This is a genomic window from Mesorhizobium sp. P2_F7, assembly GCF_056403695.1.
Window position 1 is genome coordinate 39,483 of sequence record NZ_JBFUFA010000017.1, and the last position, 16,479, is coordinate 55,961.

Sequence of the window (16,479 nt, forward strand, 5' to 3'; positions counted from 1 at the left end):
TTTCACATCCTGCATCCTTCAACCTGACAGTCGCATATGGAACCCAGCCTAGCCCGCTATATCTGGAGGCACACCAGGAAGCAGCAGATCTGGATATTGGCGATCGTCTTGCTTTCGATGATCCCGTATTTCATGTCCTTCGATCTGCCGAAGCTGATCGTCAACGGCCCGATCCAGGGCAAGGGCTTCGAGCAGCCGGGCGCGACCCTGCCCTTCATGCGGCTGCACTATAATTTGCCATTCATTGGCGAGGTCCAGTTCTTCTCCGGGTTTCAGCTCGACCGCAAGGAGACGCTGCTTGCGCTCAGCTTCGTGTTCCTGTTGCTGGTCGTCATCAACGGCCTGTTCAAACTCTATATCAACACCTACAAGGGCCGCCTCGGCGAACGCATGCTGCGGCGTATCCGCTTCGATCTGATCGATCGCGTGCTGCGGTTTCCGCCGATTTACTTCAAGCGGGTGAAATCGGCCGAAGTGGCGACCATGGTGAAGGACGAGGTGGAGCCGCTGGGCGGCTTCATCGGCGATGCCTTCCTGCAGCCGGTGCTGCTCGGCGGCCAGGCGCTGACGGCCATGCTGTTCATCATGGTCCAGAACGTCTGGCTCGGAATGATAGCGCTCGTGATCGTGGTGATCCAGATCGTGCTCATCCCGCGCATGCGGCGGCGGCTGCTCGTGCTGGGGCGCCAACGGCAGTTGACGGCGCGCGCGCTTTCGGGCCGGGTTGGTGAAATCGTCGACGGCATCGGCACGGTTCACGTCCACGACACGTCAAATTACGAGCGCGCCGATATAGCGGCCCGGCTCGGGCTCATCTTCAAGATCCGCTTCGATCTTTACCAATGGAAATTCATGGTAAAGTTCCTCAACAATTTTCTCGCGCAGCTCACGCCCTTCCTGTTCTACATGATCGGCGGCTATCTGGTCATCGCGGGGCGCCTTGACGTCGGCCAGTTGGTGGCCGTCATCGGCGCCTACAAGGACCTGCCCGGACCGATGAAGGAACTGATCGACTGGGATCAGGATCGGCAGGACGTCCAGGTCAAATATCAGCAGGTCGTCGAACAGTTCAGCGCCGAGGATATCATTGCGCCTGATATCGGGGCATTGACGATCGACGATCCCGCGCCGATGACCAACCCGCTGTCGGCGATCGGTCTGTCGATAGCAGACGATGGCGGCGCAATGCTCCTCAACCGTATCTCCATGCAGGTCAAGCCGGGCGAGACGGTGGCGCTGGTCAGTACCGCGACAGGTGGGGCGGAGGCTCTTGCGGAAGCCTTCGCGCGGCTGAACTGGCCGGACAGCGGCAAGGTCGCTTCGGGCGCCGACGACCTGCTTGACCTCCCTGAAGCGGTGACCGGCCGGCGCATGTCCTACGCCTCGTCGGATGTTTTCCTGTTCCAGGCAAGCCTGCGCGACAACCTGCTCTACGGGTTGAAGCACGCGCCGTTGACAGAGGTGAACTATGAAGGTGCGGCGGCAGACCAGCGCCGCTGGAACATCACCGAGGCACAACGGTCGGGCAATCCGGATCTCGATATCCACAGCGACTGGATCAATTATGCTTCGGCCGGCGCTACCGGCCCGCATGACCTCTTTGAAGCCGTCCGCCGGGTGCTCGACGCGGTTCTTCTGTCGAGCGACATTCTGGATCTTGGCTTGCGCTCTTCGGCCGACCTCACCCGTCATACGAAGCTTGCCGGGAGGATCGTCGAACTGCGCGCGGCGCTGCGAACCCGGCTGGAACAGGAAAAGCTGACCGAACTGGTGGTTCCTTTCGAACCGGGCGCCTACAACAAGGAAGCGACGATCGGCCAGAACCTGCTCTTCGGTGCCGCCGCCGGCCCCGAACTGGCCGACAAGGCTCTGGCCGCCAATCCCTATTTTGCTTCCGTGCTGAAGCAAGCCGGCCTCGACCGCACGTTCTACGAAATGGGCATGGAGATCGCCGAACAGGCGATCGAGCTTTTTGCCGACCTGCCGCCCGATCACCAGTTCTTCCAGCAGCTCGCCTTCATGAGCGCCGAGGAGATACCCGCCTACGAAAGCTTGCTGCAGCGGCTCAAGAACCGTCCCTACGAGACGGTTTCGGAGGCCGACCGCGCCATGATCGTCACCTTGAGCTTTGCCTATATCGAGCCCCGGCACCGCTTCGGCCTGCTGACCGACGAGCTGATGAGCAAGATCGTGGCTGCGCGCAACCAGTTCTATGAAAACCTGCCGCCCGAGCTGCAGAACGCGATCGAACGGTATGATCCCGCCAAATACATTGCCGCGGCCACCGTCATGGACAATGTCCTGTTCGGGCGCGTGGGCAACAACCATCCCGACGCGCCGGACCGCATACGCTCCATCGTCTACGACATTCTTGACGAACTGGGGCTTTATGCCGAGCTTCTGGACGTCGGCCTGGACTTCAACGTCGGCGCCTCCGGCAGGCGGCTGACCGGAGGACAGCGACAGAAGCTCGATGTTGCCCGGGCCCTGCTCAAGCGTCCCGATTTTCTCATCCTCAACCGGCCGCTGTCGGCGATCGACCAGCGCGTGCAGGACAAGGTGCTGCGAAACGTGCTCGAGGAAGCCAGACGCGACGACCATTCGCCGGCAATTGTGTGGGTGGTGACCAGCCCGGCGATGGCGATGATGTTCGACCGCGTTATCGTCTTCGACTCGGGTCAATTGGTGGAAGACGGAACACACGAGACACTTCTGGCAGGAAACGGTATCTTCAAGGAACTTCTGTCATAGTCTGGCAGACGCGAATTTAGGAAGGTTTGCGACAATGCTGCTCAAGGATGAAGTTGGAATGCTGCAACGCGTTCCCTTGTTCTCTGGCATTGAGCCGGCAAAGCTCAAGTTGCTCGCGTTCACATCCGATCGTGTGAACTACAACGCCGGCCAGATACTTTTCCGGCAGGGTGACGAAGCGGACGCCGCCTATGTCATCCTTTCAGGCAAGGCGGATATTCTGGTCGATTCGGACAACGGACCGATAACAGTTGCCGAGTTGTTGCCAAATTCGATCGTCGGCGAGATCGCCATATTGTGCAACAGCTCCCGCACTGCCACCGTCAGAGCGGCAACTGATCTGGAGGCCTTGAGAATCCGCAAGGACCATTTCCTGAGGCTTATGAAGGAGTTTCCGGAAATGACCATCGAGATATTGCGGGTTCTTGCCGATCGGCTAAGCCATACGACCGCGGATCTGATCGATGCACGAAACGCCTGAAGTTACGGTAGGCAAAAGGTAGCATGGACGACGATTTCCTGGTCCGATTTTGGGGCGTGCGCGGCAGCATTGCGGTATCCGGGCCAGAATTCGCTCGCTATGGCGGCAACACAATCTGCATTGAGATGCGATGCGGCAAGCATACGCTTCTGTTCGATGCGGGCTCCGGCCTGAGGCCTGCCGGCAAGGCGCTTCGGGCGTCGGGCGTCACCGATTTCGATCTGTTTTTCAGCCATTGCCACTACGATCACATCATCGGGCTGCCGGCTTTCAAGCCTATCTACGAACGGGGAATCAAGCTTACGCTTTGGTCCGGGCATCTCGCTGGACGCATGACGACCCGGCAGATGGTCGACGCGTTCATTCAACCGCCGTGGTTTCCGGTCAAACTGGATATCTGCAAAGCAAACCTCGACTACCGCGATTTTGTATCCGGAGACGTGCTGCGGCCGCGCGACGGGGTTGTTGTGCGAACCGGCAGCCTTACCCATCCGGGCGGCTGCATAGGCTACCGGGTCGAATGGGGCGGCCGCGTTGTGGCGGTGATCACGGACACCGAGCACGAGCCGGGCAAACTCGATCATGCGGTGCTCGACCTGATCAGAGATGCCGACCTCGTCATCTACGATTGCACCTACACCGAGGCGGAAATGGAGCGCTACCGCGGCAACGGGCACTCGACATGGCAACAGGGCGTCAAGCTCTGCGAGGCCGCCGGCGCGCGCGGGCTTGCGCTGTTTCACCACGATCCGTCGCGCACCGACGATGACCTGGATGAGATGGAGAAACTGGCCAAGGACAGATTTGCCGGCGCTTTTGCCGCGCGGGATGGCCAGACGCTCAAATTCCCAGTGCACAAAAAGCGCTGAGCTATTTTCCTCTGGAGCTCACTCCGGTGGAACTGCGTCGCCCGATCAATGTCCTGATCGGAAGCCATGCGCTGGCTTCGGCCCGTGCGGTGACCGCGAACAGCCGTTCGAGGAACAGCCAGGCCGATTCATCATGGACGAGATGGTGGGTGAGCAGGCCGACCGGTTCGCCGCCGTCGAATGCACGCTGCAATTGCGCGATGATGGCCTGAATCAACAGGCCATGGTCGCGGCAGCCGCGGGTGCCATGCCAATCCATGATGTCGACATTGCTGTTGATGACCGCCAGGGGAGCCGGCTTCGGTGGCCCGAAGACCGACAATGCCACAAATCCTATCGATCCAAGGTCGGATATCAGGCCGGGGTCGATCCGGTTCCACGGCGGCACCAGGATCGGAACGGCACGTGCGCCGTGCAGGCGGGTTACGTGCGACAGCCCGCGGGCCAGTTCGTCGAGCACCGCTTCGCGTGGCCGATGTGCGCCAAGCTCCTGCTTTTTCTGGTCGCCGGGGGCATGATTTCGGTGCGCCCAGCCATGGATGGCGACCGTGGCATGCGGCGCCTCGTCAAGCCGGACGGCAAGCTTGCCGTCGGTCTTGGCCGGAATGACGGCTAGCGTGACCGGAACCGCGAATTCACCGGTGAGATCGAGCAGCCGATCAAGCGCAGACGTCGGATCCACGGCGTCATCGTCGCGCAGCCAGAACTCTGCCTTGCGGCCCGCCTGTTGCCAGCGCGCCAGCTCTTCCACCAGGGGCTGCCAGTTCGGATCGGATGTCATGGAACAGGGATCTTGTTCAGAAGTTCAGCCAGACGCGCCGCCGCACCACCCAGCGAACGCTCTTCGAGGACGAAACGCCTGGCTTCTGCGGCCATGGTGGTTCTTTCGTCGTTGTCGGCCAGAAGCCTTGCAATGGCGGCAGCGAACGCCGCCACATCGCCCGGCGGGGTGAGAAACCCGGTCTGGCCATCCCGCACGACCTCCGGCACGCCGGCAATGTGCTGAGCCACCACCGGCAGGCCGGCGGCCTGTGCTTCCAGATAGGCAACGCCATAGGCCTCGCCGTAACCCGGCCAGACGTAAATTCCCCCGCCATAAAGGACATCCGGCACAGCGGCCGGCTCGACCTCACCAAGCCATTCGATACGGTCGGCGGGCAAGCCGGCGAACTGCGCCTTGACCTCGTCACGGGCGGGGCCGTCGCCGACGACAGACATGGTCCAGGGCAGGTGGCCGATCGAACCGAGCGCTTGCGCCAGCATGCGATAGCTATCGAGCTTGTCGCCCGGGCGCATCATGGCGACGGTGACGAGGCGCGTCGGACAAGCCCGTGCCGGCATTTCACTGAATGCCGATGTGTCGATGAAGGGCGACAGCATGCCGAAAGCGGCGTCGGGGATCGCATCCGCCAGTCCTTCCCGATCCCTTTGCGTGAAGCAGATGTTCAGCGCCGCCTTTTCGATGGCTCGCGCCACCAGCGCCTGGCTATCGGCCCACAAGCCGGTGTTGCGCCGACCGGAATAGGAGGCTTCCGCCGTCACGTAGGGGACAGCAAAGGCCGACGCCAGCTCGAACCCGATCAGGTCGGGCGCCTTGTAATAGGGATGATAGCAGAGCCAGAGATCGGGCTTGCCGTCGCGGTCCCAAAGCCTTGTCAGCCGCGCCGCTTCCTCCCGGGCCTCGATCTTGAGCGCATCGAAACTTTTCGGCTCCGGCTGGCGTAGATACAAGCGCAACTCCGATGCCAGTTCGACGCTATGCCCGCCATGCTGCAGCGCCTTGACCAGCATCCGTGCCATCTGGCGGTCGCCGGAGACAACGGGATGATTGGGCGACTTCAGCGGCGCGTAGAAGGCAATTCGCATCGCGCGATCCTATCATCGCAAAGCCTGCTCAAGTCAATTTCGACGCATCATCGACCTCACCTTCAAGCGCTGGAATGTGCTATCAGATGCTCATGGAAACAGCTGTCTTGTCCGACCCGTTTGTCGCTTCTTTGCCAGTCTTCGCAAAGTTCGAAAGCGTTGCCGATATCGACAACTATCGGCCTCTGCCCGATGGCTGGGCGCTGGCCACCGCCGACATTGTCGGCTCGACCAAGGCGATCGGCGCCGGGCGCTATAAAACCGTCAATATGGCCGGCGCCAGCGTCATTTCGGCGCTGCTCAATGCGCTGGGTCGGCAAGATCTTCCCTATGTCTTCGGCGGCGACGGCGCCCTGGTGGCGTTTCCCGGCTCGGCACTGGAGATCGCCCGCAACGCGCTGGCTTCCGTCCAGAGATGGGTGGCGGACGAACTGGACCTGACCTTGCGTGCGGCAATCGTGCCGATAAAGGACATAAGAGCGCAAGGCCTCGACGTTCGCGTGGCGCGGTTCCAGGCCTCCGAAGCGGCCTTCTATGCCATGTTCGCCGGTGGCGGCGGCAGCTGGGCGGAGGCCGAGATGAAAGCGGGGCGCTACCGCATCGAACCCGCGCCGGCCGGCGCGCGGCCGGATCTGACCGGCCTCTCCTGCCGCTGGAACCCGATCGAGGCCCGGCACGGCGAAATCGTCTCGATCATCGCCATACCAGGGGTGTCGCGAGACCTGCGCGGTTTTCAGTTTCTGGCTTCCGACATTATTGCCCTTGCCGGCAGGCAGGAACGCGATGGCCACCCGGTGCCGGTGGACGGGCCGGGCTACAGTCTGCTGCCAGCCGGCCTCGATGTCGAGGCGCGGGCCACGGCGCCGCCAGGGCGGCGGTGGCGGGTGAAACTGTGGGTGATGTTCCTGATGACGTTGACGGCTGTCACCGACAAATTTGGCTGGACGATCGGCCGTTTCGATCCGAAGGTCTATAAACGCGAGGTGGCCAGCAATTCGGATTTCCGCAAGTTCGACGACGGCTTGAAGATGACCATCGATGTCGACGCGGATGTCTTGCAACGGATCGAGGCCAGGCTGAAACAGGCGGAGGAAGCGGGCATCTGCAGCTATGGCCTGCACCGCCAGAAATCGGCCTTGATGACATGCCTCGTCATCTCGCCGCTGCAGCCCGATCACGTTCATTTCATCGATGGCGCCGACGGCGGCTATGCGATGGCTGCGGCAAGCCTGAAGGCGAAGGCGGCGGCCTGATGATGGCTTGCGGAAATCGGTTTTCCGCAATATGCCTCGGCCACGGTTCTCGGGACCAGGTGAGCCTCGCCATGGAGCGGATAGTCTGTCCGAATTGACGGGAAAGCAGATTTTTGGACGCCTCACGATCGACATATGACCGCCTTCTCAACCGGATTTCGACGCGCGCCGCGCAAGTCGGGGTGATCGGACTGGGCTATGTCGGGTTGCCGCTGTCGGTAGCGATCGCACGCGCGGGCTTCCCGGTTTTCGGCTTCGACATCGAAGTGGGGAAGGTCGAGAGCCTGAACAATGGCCAATCCTACATCGAGGCGGTGACGTCGACGGCCCTTGCCGGCCATGTCGCGAGCGGACATTTTCGCGCCACCGCGGATTTTTCCGAACTGGCCGTCTGCGATGTCATCATCATCTGCGTTCCGACGCCGCTGACGAAACACCGTGAGCCGGACCTCTCCTTTGTCAGGAACACGGCAGGCACCATCGCCAGGCATCTGCGTCTCGGCCAGCTGATCGTACTGGAATCGACCACCTATCCCGGCACCACCGACGATGTGATCAAGCCCATACTGGAAGAAACCGGCTTGCAGTCGAAGACGGACTTCTTCCTCGGCTTCTCACCCGAACGCGAGGATCCCGGCAATCGCAGCTTTGAAGTCGCGACGATCCCCAAGGTCGTGGCAGGCGATGGCGTTGAAGCAGCTGATCTCGTGCGGGCTTTCTACCAGAGCGTGGTCAAGACCGTCGTTCCGGTTTCCAGTCCGGCGACCGCCGAGGCGGTCAAGCTGACGGAAAACATCTTCCGCTCGGTCAACATAGCCCTCGTCAACGAGTTGAAGGTCGTGCTCGGTGCAATGGGCATCGACATCTGGGAGGTGATCGAGGCGGCGAAGAGCAAGCCCTTCGGCTACATGCCTTTCTATCCTGGCCCCGGACTTGGCGGGCACTGCGTTCCGATCGATCCCTTCTACCTGACGTGGAAGGCGCGCGAATACGAACTGCCGACCCGCTTCATCGAGCTGGCGGCGGAAATCAACACGGCGATGCCGCGTCATGTGGTCGATGAACTGGCGAAGGCGCTGGACCGGCGCTGCGGCAAGGCGCTCAGCCGCTCGCGCATTCTCATCATCGGGCTCGCCTACAAGAAGAACGTGCCCGACATCCGCGAAAGCCCCTCATTGCGGCTCATTGAACTCATCGAGGAATGGGGCGGCAAGGCGGAATTCCACGATCCGCATGTTGCCGAGATTCCGACCACACGCGAGCATATGGCGATCAAGGGGCGTCGCTCGGTCAAATTGACCGAGGCGGCCTTGAAGGATTTCGATGCCGTCGTCATTGCAACCGACCACGACGCGATCGACTATCAGGCGATCGCTGATCACGCGCTTCTGATTGTCGACACACGCAATGTTTTTGGCCGCCTCGGGCTCGCCCGGGAGACGGTGGTGAAGGCCTGATGGCGGCCTAGCCGGCGAATTTTTTGCCCGATGTCAGGATTGGGATTGCACTCCGACGGCAGCCTCGCCACATAGTGTTTCGCGAGTAAACGCAGTTACGCCTGTTTCCTTCCAGCAGGGACAGCCATTCGGGAAATTCTTCACCGGCTTTTGCTCCCGAAGCCGGGTTCATTGACTTCAAGGATTTGACGGACCAAGGAGATGGCTCGTCTTCGACGGGTCTCGAGACAGCATGAGCACAACGCAAGCAGAAATTTCCAACATTCTCATGGACAAGGTCGCCGATTGGCTGACCCAATCGGCGCTGGCGGGCGATGACCTGGAGACATTGGTAAAGGGCTTTTGTGAGCGGCTGGCTGCTGCCGGCCTGCCGCTGAAGCGGGTGCATCTGAGCTTCTCGATGCTGCATCCGCTTTATGACGCGCTTGGCTTCACCTGGCTTCGCGGCCAAGGCCTGGAAGTGGAAGGCTTCCGCAGTGAGAACGGCGTCCACTCCGACAGATTCCTGACCAGCCCGTACTACCATCTGCTCAGCAACAAGCTTGACCATCTGCGGCGCCGGCTCGACCCGTCGGTGCCGTCGGAATTTCCTGTTTTCGATGACCTGAGGCTTATGGGTGTCACCGATTACATGGCTTTCATCCATCCCTTCAACGGCGATACCAGTCAGGGCATGATGGGGTCCTGGTCCACCGACAGTGCCTCAGGCTTCAGCGACAGCATGATTTCGGCGTTGCTGCGCGTCCAGAACCATCTCGCCATCGCCGCCAAGATGGCGGTGCTCACCAAGCTCGCCGACAACATGATGACGACCTATCTCGGCGGCGACGCCGGCCGGCGCGTGCTGGATGGCCAGATCAAGCGCGGCGAGGGCGACACAATCCGGGCCGCACTGGTCATGGGCGATATGCGCGGGTCGACCAGGCTTGCCGAGACCTCCGGTCGCGAGCTCTATATCGACACGTTGAACCAGTTTTTCGATGCCATTGCTGCACCCTTCAATCGCAGAGGCGGGCAGATCATGAGTTTCCTCGGGGATGGCTTCATTGCCGTCTACCCCTGCGAAAGACACCGCGCACAGTCGGAGATCGCCTGCCAGGCTGCGCTGTCGGCAGCGCACGAGGCCAGCGCGCGCATGATGGAGCTCAATCTGCGTAGAAACAAGCAGGGGTTGGGCGACATAAAATTCGGTATCGGCTTGCATGTCGGGAATGTGATGTTCGGCAATGTCGGACTTACCGACCGGCTCACATTCTCTGTCTTCGGCTCGGCTGTAAACGAGGTCCAGCGCCTGCAGACCCTGACCAAGAAATATCCGCACAGCGTTCTCGCCAGCAAGGACTTCGCCGGCTATTGCGGCACCAGCAGCTGGCTGACGCTCGGCAAGGAGGAACTGGCGGGTATCAAGCAGAAGCTGACGGTGCTTTCCCCCGATCTGTCGGGTGCTCTCGCACTCGATGAGGATGCTGCGCTGGAGCCTTTCCACGACCGGAGATCCGACGCCGAGCAGGTCATGCTGCTTCATCGCGATGCGGCGCGGCTGTTGGCGGGCGACCGCAGGAAGCTCCAGTAACCGTCACGATCTGATCCGAAGGCCTTGGGTCGGCAGTTCGGTCGCCGTCCGCCGGCGAACTTCGTTTCGAATCCAAGTTGCTCTAGGCTGACAATGCGCTAGTCTTGCCTTCTTGGGCAGGCCGGGAGGGCCGCCAGAGTGGGGCTGGTGTGTGGGAATGAGTGCAGGCGTTGATCTGCTGCGGATCGAGGATGTTGGCATCTCTTTTGCCATTGTCGGGGGACCGCTGCATGCCGTCAGGCGTGCAAATCTTCGCGTCCTGCCCGGCAAGGTTACCGCGCTTGTGGGCGAGTCCGGTTCTGGAAAATCGGTTCTCAGCCAGGCAGTGATGGGCATTTTGCCGAACACAGCCCGTGTTCGCGGCCGTATCCTGTTTTCCGATCCGGAAAAGCCCGGCACGACGCAGGATATCCTGCAGATGTCGCGTGATGGCCCCGAGATCCGGGCCTTGAGAGGCAGCCGCATCGGCAAGATCTTTCAGGAGCCGATGACATCGCTGTCGCCGCTGCACACGATCGGCAATCAGGTCAGCGAATCGCTGCAGATTCATACGCCCATGGCTCGAGCGGAGCGCAAGGCGCGGACCGAGGAAATGCTCAGCCTTGTCGGTTTTCCCAATCCCAAGCGCGCCTATGACATGTATCCGTTTGAACTTTCGGGAGGATTGCGGCAACGCGCCATGATCGCCATGGCGCTTATCTGCCGGCCCGCTCTGTTGATCGCCGACGAGCCGACGACGGCGTTGGACGTGACCATCCAGGCGCAAATCCTGCAATTGCTGCGCGGGCTTCAGACCAAGCTGAACATGGCGATGCTTTTGATCACGCACGACCTCGGCGTGGTCGCCAATGTCGCCGACGAGGTGGTGGTCATGTACCATGGCGAGATCATGGAAGCTGGACCTGTGGAGGCGATATTCCGCCGGCCAGGCCACCCTTACCTGAAGGGCCTGATGGCAGCCGTTCCGCATTTCGACCTGAAGCCGGGCGAAAGGCTGAAGGCGCTCCGGGAGGTGCCGGTGAATGTCGAGAACCTGCTGGGCAAGCAGACGGCGCCGGTATCGAAAGGGGCGGACGACATCCTGCTGTCGGTCAGGGATCTGAAAAAGGTCTACACCACCCGCAACTCCGGATGGTTCGGCGGCAGCAAGCAAACGTCTGTTCGCGCCGTGGACGGCGTGAGCTTCGATATCAGGCGGGGTGAGTGCCTGGGTCTGGTCGGCGAAAGCGGCTGCGGCAAAACCACCGTCAGCAAGATCCTGATGCGGGCTGTCACCCCCAACGGCGGCTCCGTGGTCTTCAACGGCCGCGAAGGACCGATCGACGTCCTGGACGCCGAGGGAGACGCCCTGCGGTTGCTGCGCGCGAAAATCCAGATGGTCTTCCAGGATCCGGTTTCGTCGCTCTCCCCTCGCATGACGGTGGAGAACATCCTGAGCGAGCCGCTGGAAATCCATCAGCGTGGCAATTCCGCGTCCCGGCTGGCCACCGTCAAGAGCCTGATGCAGGCAATCGGGCTCGATCCGCGCTTCATCAAGCGCTATCCCCACAGTTTCTCCGGCGGGCAGCGTCAGCGTATCGGCATTGCGCGCGCCTTGGCCCTGGGGCCCGAGCTGCTGATCTGCGACGAGCCGGTTTCGGCGCTCGATGTGTCTGTCCAGGCGCAGATCCTGAACCTTCTGAAGGACCTGCAGAAGGAACTGGGTCTGACCTACCTGTTCATATCCCACAATCTGGCGGTGGTGGACTACATGGCGGACCGCATCGCGGTGATGTGCGGCGGGCGTATCGTCGAGCTTGCGCCGCGCGAAATTCTGCTCAGGAAACCGATCCATCCCTACACGCGCTCACTGGTCGCCGCAGTCCCCTTCCCGGATCTCGACAGGCCGATGGATTTCAAGACGCTGAAGCTCGGCGGCGCCTCCGACACCAGCGCATGGGGACCGCAGTTCCGCGACGAGGGCGAAGAGGATACGCTGTCGCCGCTTGATCTTGGCGGCGGCCACCTGGTGCTCGCCCGACGTTCGGCCGATGTCAGCGAGTTGCGCCATTGATCAACCGTCGCACCGTCCTTGGGCTCATGGCATCGGCATTTCTGCCGGGCACGTCGCGCGCCGGCGATCTGGAGCCGGATTTTCTTCAGCCGCGGCTGGCGGCCAAGACGCTGCCGGCACTCGCCGAGCGTCTGCCCAAGAGCCCGCGGGCCGTTAATCTCGCGGCGATGGGCCGGCAGCCCGGCCAGTATGGCGGCACGCTGCGGACTATCATCGGCAGTCAGAAAGATATCCGGATGATGACGATCTACGGATATTCCCGGCTGGTCGGCTATGACGAAAAACTTAACCTGCAAGCCGACATTCTCGAAAGTTTCGACGTCGCGGACGATCGCGTCTTCACCTTCAAGATACGCGAAGGACACAAATGGTCCGACGGCAGCCTGCTGACGCCGGAGGATTTCCGCTATTGCTGGGAAGATGTCTGGCTGAACGATGAGCTTTCGCAGGGCGGGCTCGCCCCGTCCCTGATGGCGGACGGCAAGCCGCCACGCTTCGAGATCGTCGATCCGTTGACGGTGCGCTACAGTTGGGATGCGCCCAATCCCGACTTCCTGCCCAAGCTCGCTGCCGCTGCGCCGCTATCGCTCGTTCTGCCGGCCGCCTATCTCAAGCAGTTCCACAAGAAATACCAGGACCCATTCCGGCTCGCCGGCCTGATGAAGGAGAACCGGGCCAAGAAATGGACGCTCCTGCATATCCGCATGTCGCGGCAGTATCGCCCGGAGAACCCGGATCTGCCGACGCTCGATCCCTGGCAGAACCGGACCAAGCCGCCGGCCGAGCAGTTCATCTTCGAACGCAACCCATTCTTTCATCGAACAGACGAGAATGGCCGGCAACTGCCCTATGTCGACCAGTTTGTCCTGAATGTCAGCTCGTCGGCGATCATCTCTGCCAAGACCGGTGCGGGCGAGAGCGACCTGCAGGGCATGGGGATTGACTTCACGGATTACGCTTTCCTGAAGGACGCTGAGAAGCGCTACCCGGTGAAGATGCATCTGTGGAAACGCACTCAGGGTTCGCGGCTGGCGCTGCTGCCCAATCTGAACTGTGCCGACCCGGTGTGGCGCGGCCTTCTTCGTGACGTGCGCGTGCGCCGTGCCCTTTCGCTCGCCGTGGACAGGCGCGAGATCAATTTGGCCGTCTTCTACGGATTGGCGCAGGAAAGCGCCGATACGGTCCTTCCGGAGAGCCCGCTCTACCGGCCGGAATTCGCGAAAGCGTGGGTCGCCCATGATCCCGACCAGGCCAATGCCCTGCTTGACGACGTCGGTCTTCAGGCCCGTGACGATGAAGGCCTGCGGATGCTTCCCGATGGACGCTCTGCGAAGATCATCGTGGAAACGGCCGGCGAAAGCACGCTGGAAACCGATGCGCTCGAACTCATCACCGATCACTGGCGCAAGATCGGCATCGCTTTGTTCATCCGGACGTCGCAGCGCGACATCTTCCGCAGCCGCGCGCTTGGCGGCCAGATCATGATGTCGATGTGGTCGGGCATCGACAATGGCGTGGCGACCGCCGACATGAACCCCTACCAGCTGGCTCCCACCATCGACGATCAGCTGCAATGGCCGCTCTGGGGTGCTCACTACCTGTCTCATGGCAAGATGGGTGAGGCGCCCGATCTTCCCGAAGTGATCGAGCTGATGGCTTTGCTCAAACGCTGGAACGCATCGACCGCAACCACGGAACGCGCCGAAATCTGGAATTCGATGCTGTCGATCTACACCGATCAGGTGTTTTCGATCGGCACAGTGAACGGAACGCATCAGCCCGTTCTTGTGTCCTCTCGGCTGCGCAACCTGCCTGACAAGGCGCTCTACGGCTACGACCCGACCGCCTATTTCGGTGTCTACATGCCGGATACATTCTGGCTTGGAGGCTCCTGAGCGTGCTTCGATATCTTGTCTGGCGCATCGCCGTGATGGTTCCAACCCTGCTGGTCATATCGGCGCTGGTGTTCACCATCATCGAACTTCCACCGGGCGACTATTTCGACAGCTATGTCGCCGAGCTTCGGGCCCAGGGCGAAGCGGTGGATTCCGATCGCATCGAGATGATGCGGAAGGAATATGGTTTCGACCAACCGCCGGTCATTCGCTACTTCTACTGGGTCGGCGGGATGCTGCACGGCGATTTCGGCTATTCCTTCGAATATGAGCTGCCGGTTCGCGACGTCGTCGGCGACCGAATGTGGCTGACCGTGCTGGTTTCCTTCGTCACGATCATGTTCACCTGGCTTATCGCCTTTCCAATCGGCATGTACTCCGCCACACATCAGTACAGCTGGGGCGACTACGGCCTGACTTTCGTCGGCCTTCTCGGCCTTGCCATTCCGAATTTCATGCTGGCGCTGATCCTGATGTATTTCGCAAATATCTGGTTCGGCACGTCCATCGGCCATCTCATGGACCAGCAATATCTCGGCGAGGCGATGAGCTGGGCCAAGGCGAAGTCGATCCTCGCCCATCTCTGGATCCCGGTTTTGATCATCGGCACCGGGGGCACGGCAAGCATGATCCGGCGGCTGCGCGCCAATCTGCTCGATGAGTTGCACAAGCAATATGTCGTGACGGCGCGTGCCAAAGGCCTTCATCCGTTCAAGGCACTGGTCAAATATCCAATGCGCATGGCGCTCAATTTCTTCATTTCCGATATCGGCTCGATCCTGCCGGCCATCATCTCCGGCGCCGAAATCACGGCGATCGTGCTGTCTTTGGAAACGACCGGGCCGATGCTGATCAAGGCGCTGCAAAGCCAGGACATGTATCTGGCGGGGTCGTTCCTGATGTTCCTCGCCTTCCTGACGGTCATCGGCGTGCTGATTTCCGACCTGGCGCTGGCGCTGCTTGATCCACGAATTCGTTTGCAGGGCGGCAGCACCAAATGAACGACCAAATGAACCCGGATTCGCCGCTGCCCGCTCCGGGTGCTCCACTGCAACACTACGTTTCCAACGCGCCCTTTGACCTGCAGTCGGTCGAGGCGATGACGCCGGAGCAGTCGAAAGTCTTTCAGGCGTCGCAGTTGCGGCTGATGTGGTGGAAATTCCGCAAGCACCGGCTTGCGCTTGTATCCGGCATATTCCTGGCAGTGCTCTATTTCTGCATACTGATCTGCGAGTTCCTGGCGCCCTACAATCTGCACACGCGCAACATGGACTACATCTATGCGCCGCCGCAGCAGGTGCACCTGTTCCACAATGGCGAGTTCATCGGGCCGTTCGTCTATGGCCGCAAGATGATGCTGGATATGGACACGCTCAAGCGGAACTACGTCGACAAACAGGATGATGTTCAGCGGCTCCGGTTCTTCTGCAAGGCCGACAGTTACCAGTTCTGGGGCCTGATCGAAGGTGACAGGCATTTTGTCTGCCCTGCCGAAAACGGCCAGCTCTTTCTGGCCGGTACCGACAGGCTGGGGCGCGACGTGCTGTCGCGCATGATCTACGGCGCACGCATTTCACTGACAATCGGCCTCGTCGGCATCAGTTTCAGCTTCCTGCTCGGCATCTTCATCGGCGGGCTGGCCGGCTATCACGGCGGTATCTTCGACCTGGTCGTTCAACGAATAATCGAAGTTCTGCAATCGATTCCCAGCATTCCGCTATGGCTGGCCCTGGCGGCGATCATGCCGATAACCTGGAGTCCGATCCTGATCTATTTCGGCATCACCGTCATCCTCGGGCTGCTCGACTGGACCGGACTGGCGCGGGCCGTGCGGTCAAAGCTTCTGGCCTTGCGCGAGGAGGATTACGTTCTGGCGGCGCAGTTGATGGGCGCCGGGAGCAGCCGCATCATCAGGCGGCATCTCATTCCCGGCTTCATGTCGCATCTGATCGCGACGGCGACGCTCTCCATACCCGGCATGATCCTGGGCGAGACGGCGCTGAGCTTCCTCGGGCTCGGCCTGAGGGCGCCGATCACCAGCTGGGGCATCCTGCTCACCGAGGCGCGCAGCGTCAGCGTGATCGCGTTCTATCCGTGGCTGCTTTTGCCTATGCTGCCGGTCATTCTCGTCATCATGGCGTTCAACTTCCTCGGCGACGGCTTGCGGGACGCAGCGGATCCCTACAAGTGACACCACAGTTGCGCGGCGGCCGGCCGCCGATTTCGACCGGTATATGATCCTTGTCGGCAGCCTGTGCGGTTGTTGCAGGGTTCGTCATTC

The 16,479-nt window shown here is 61.2% G+C and carries 12 protein-coding genes; 10 read left to right on the plus strand and 2 right to left on the minus strand.

What is annotated here, in order from left to right:
- Positions 1-36: 36 nt before the first annotated feature.
- Genes AC1DZ8_RS31025 through AC1DZ8_RS31035 form a run of 3 tightly spaced genes read left to right on the plus strand, consistent with a single transcriptional unit; the run spans position 37 to position 4,101 of the window.
- Positions 37-2,751 carry an ABC transporter transmembrane domain-containing protein gene (locus AC1DZ8_RS31025; protein ID WP_477309322.1) on the plus strand — a complete coding sequence of 905 codons (2,715 nt, stop codon included), beginning with the start codon at positions 37-39 and terminating at the stop codon, positions 2,749-2,751.
- A 34-nt stretch (positions 2,752-2,785) separates the two neighbouring features.
- Complete coding sequence (locus tag AC1DZ8_RS31030) at positions 2,786-3,232, plus strand: cyclic nucleotide-binding domain-containing protein (protein WP_477309321.1); 447 nt, start codon at positions 2,786-2,788, stop codon at positions 3,230-3,232.
- 23 nt (positions 3,233-3,255) lie between these two features.
- Positions 3,256-4,101, plus strand: coding sequence for an MBL fold metallo-hydrolase (locus AC1DZ8_RS31035; protein WP_477309320.1), 846 nt, complete (start codon positions 3,256-3,258; stop codon positions 4,099-4,101).
- A gap of 1 nt (position 4,102) precedes the next feature.
- Here the strand turns inward: AC1DZ8_RS31035 and AC1DZ8_RS31040 are convergent, their stop codons facing one another.
- Positions 4,103-4,882: a polysaccharide deacetylase family protein gene (locus AC1DZ8_RS31040; RefSeq protein ID WP_477309319.1), complete on the minus strand. Its 780-nt coding sequence runs from the start codon at positions 4,880-4,882 to the stop codon at positions 4,103-4,105.
- Positions 4,879-5,967 (minus strand): glycosyltransferase family 4 protein, encoded by a 1,089-nt coding sequence (locus AC1DZ8_RS31045; RefSeq protein WP_477309318.1) that lies wholly within the window; start codon positions 5,965-5,967, stop codon positions 4,879-4,881. The genes AC1DZ8_RS31040 and AC1DZ8_RS31045 overlap by 4 nt, the downstream gene beginning before the upstream one ends.
- Before the next feature lie 74 nt (positions 5,968-6,041).
- Between AC1DZ8_RS31045 and AC1DZ8_RS31050 the strand changes: the two genes are divergently transcribed.
- The 7 genes from AC1DZ8_RS31050 (at position 6,042) to AC1DZ8_RS31080 (ending at position 16,389) form a co-directional block, all read left to right on the plus strand.
- Positions 6,042-7,220, plus strand: a complete 1,179-nt coding sequence (locus tag AC1DZ8_RS31050; RefSeq protein ID WP_477309317.1) for a DUF3095 domain-containing protein — start codon at positions 6,042-6,044, stop codon at positions 7,218-7,220.
- A gap of 113 nt (positions 7,221-7,333) precedes the next feature.
- Positions 7,334-8,677 (plus strand): nucleotide sugar dehydrogenase, encoded by a 1,344-nt coding sequence (locus AC1DZ8_RS31055; RefSeq protein ID WP_477402203.1) that lies wholly within the window; start codon positions 7,334-7,336, stop codon positions 8,675-8,677.
- Positions 8,678-8,909: 232 nt separating this feature from the next.
- A complete protein-coding gene (locus AC1DZ8_RS31060; RefSeq protein WP_477309315.1) occupies positions 8,910-10,250 on the plus strand; it encodes an adenylate/guanylate cyclase domain-containing protein in 1,341 nt (446 codons plus the stop codon).
- A gap of 157 nt (positions 10,251-10,407) precedes the next feature.
- The gene (locus tag AC1DZ8_RS31065) at positions 10,408-12,303 is read left to right on the plus strand and encodes an ABC transporter ATP-binding protein (RefSeq protein WP_477402205.1); all 1,896 of its coding nucleotides are present in this window, start codon (positions 10,408-10,410) and stop codon (positions 12,301-12,303) included.
- Positions 12,300-14,198, plus strand: a complete 1,899-nt coding sequence (locus AC1DZ8_RS31070) for an ABC transporter substrate-binding protein (protein ID WP_477402207.1) — start codon at positions 12,300-12,302, stop codon at positions 14,196-14,198. Before AC1DZ8_RS31065 ends, AC1DZ8_RS31070 begins: the two co-directional genes overlap by 4 nt.
- Positions 14,199-14,200: 2 nt before the next feature.
- Positions 14,201-15,199 (plus strand): ABC transporter permease, encoded by a 999-nt coding sequence (locus AC1DZ8_RS31075; protein ID WP_477287922.1) that lies wholly within the window; start codon positions 14,201-14,203, stop codon positions 15,197-15,199.
- A gap of 8 nt (positions 15,200-15,207) precedes the next feature.
- Positions 15,208-16,389 (plus strand): ABC transporter permease, encoded by a 1,182-nt coding sequence (locus AC1DZ8_RS31080; protein ID WP_477309334.1) that lies wholly within the window; start codon positions 15,208-15,210, stop codon positions 16,387-16,389.
- Positions 16,390-16,479: the final 90 nt, after the last annotated feature.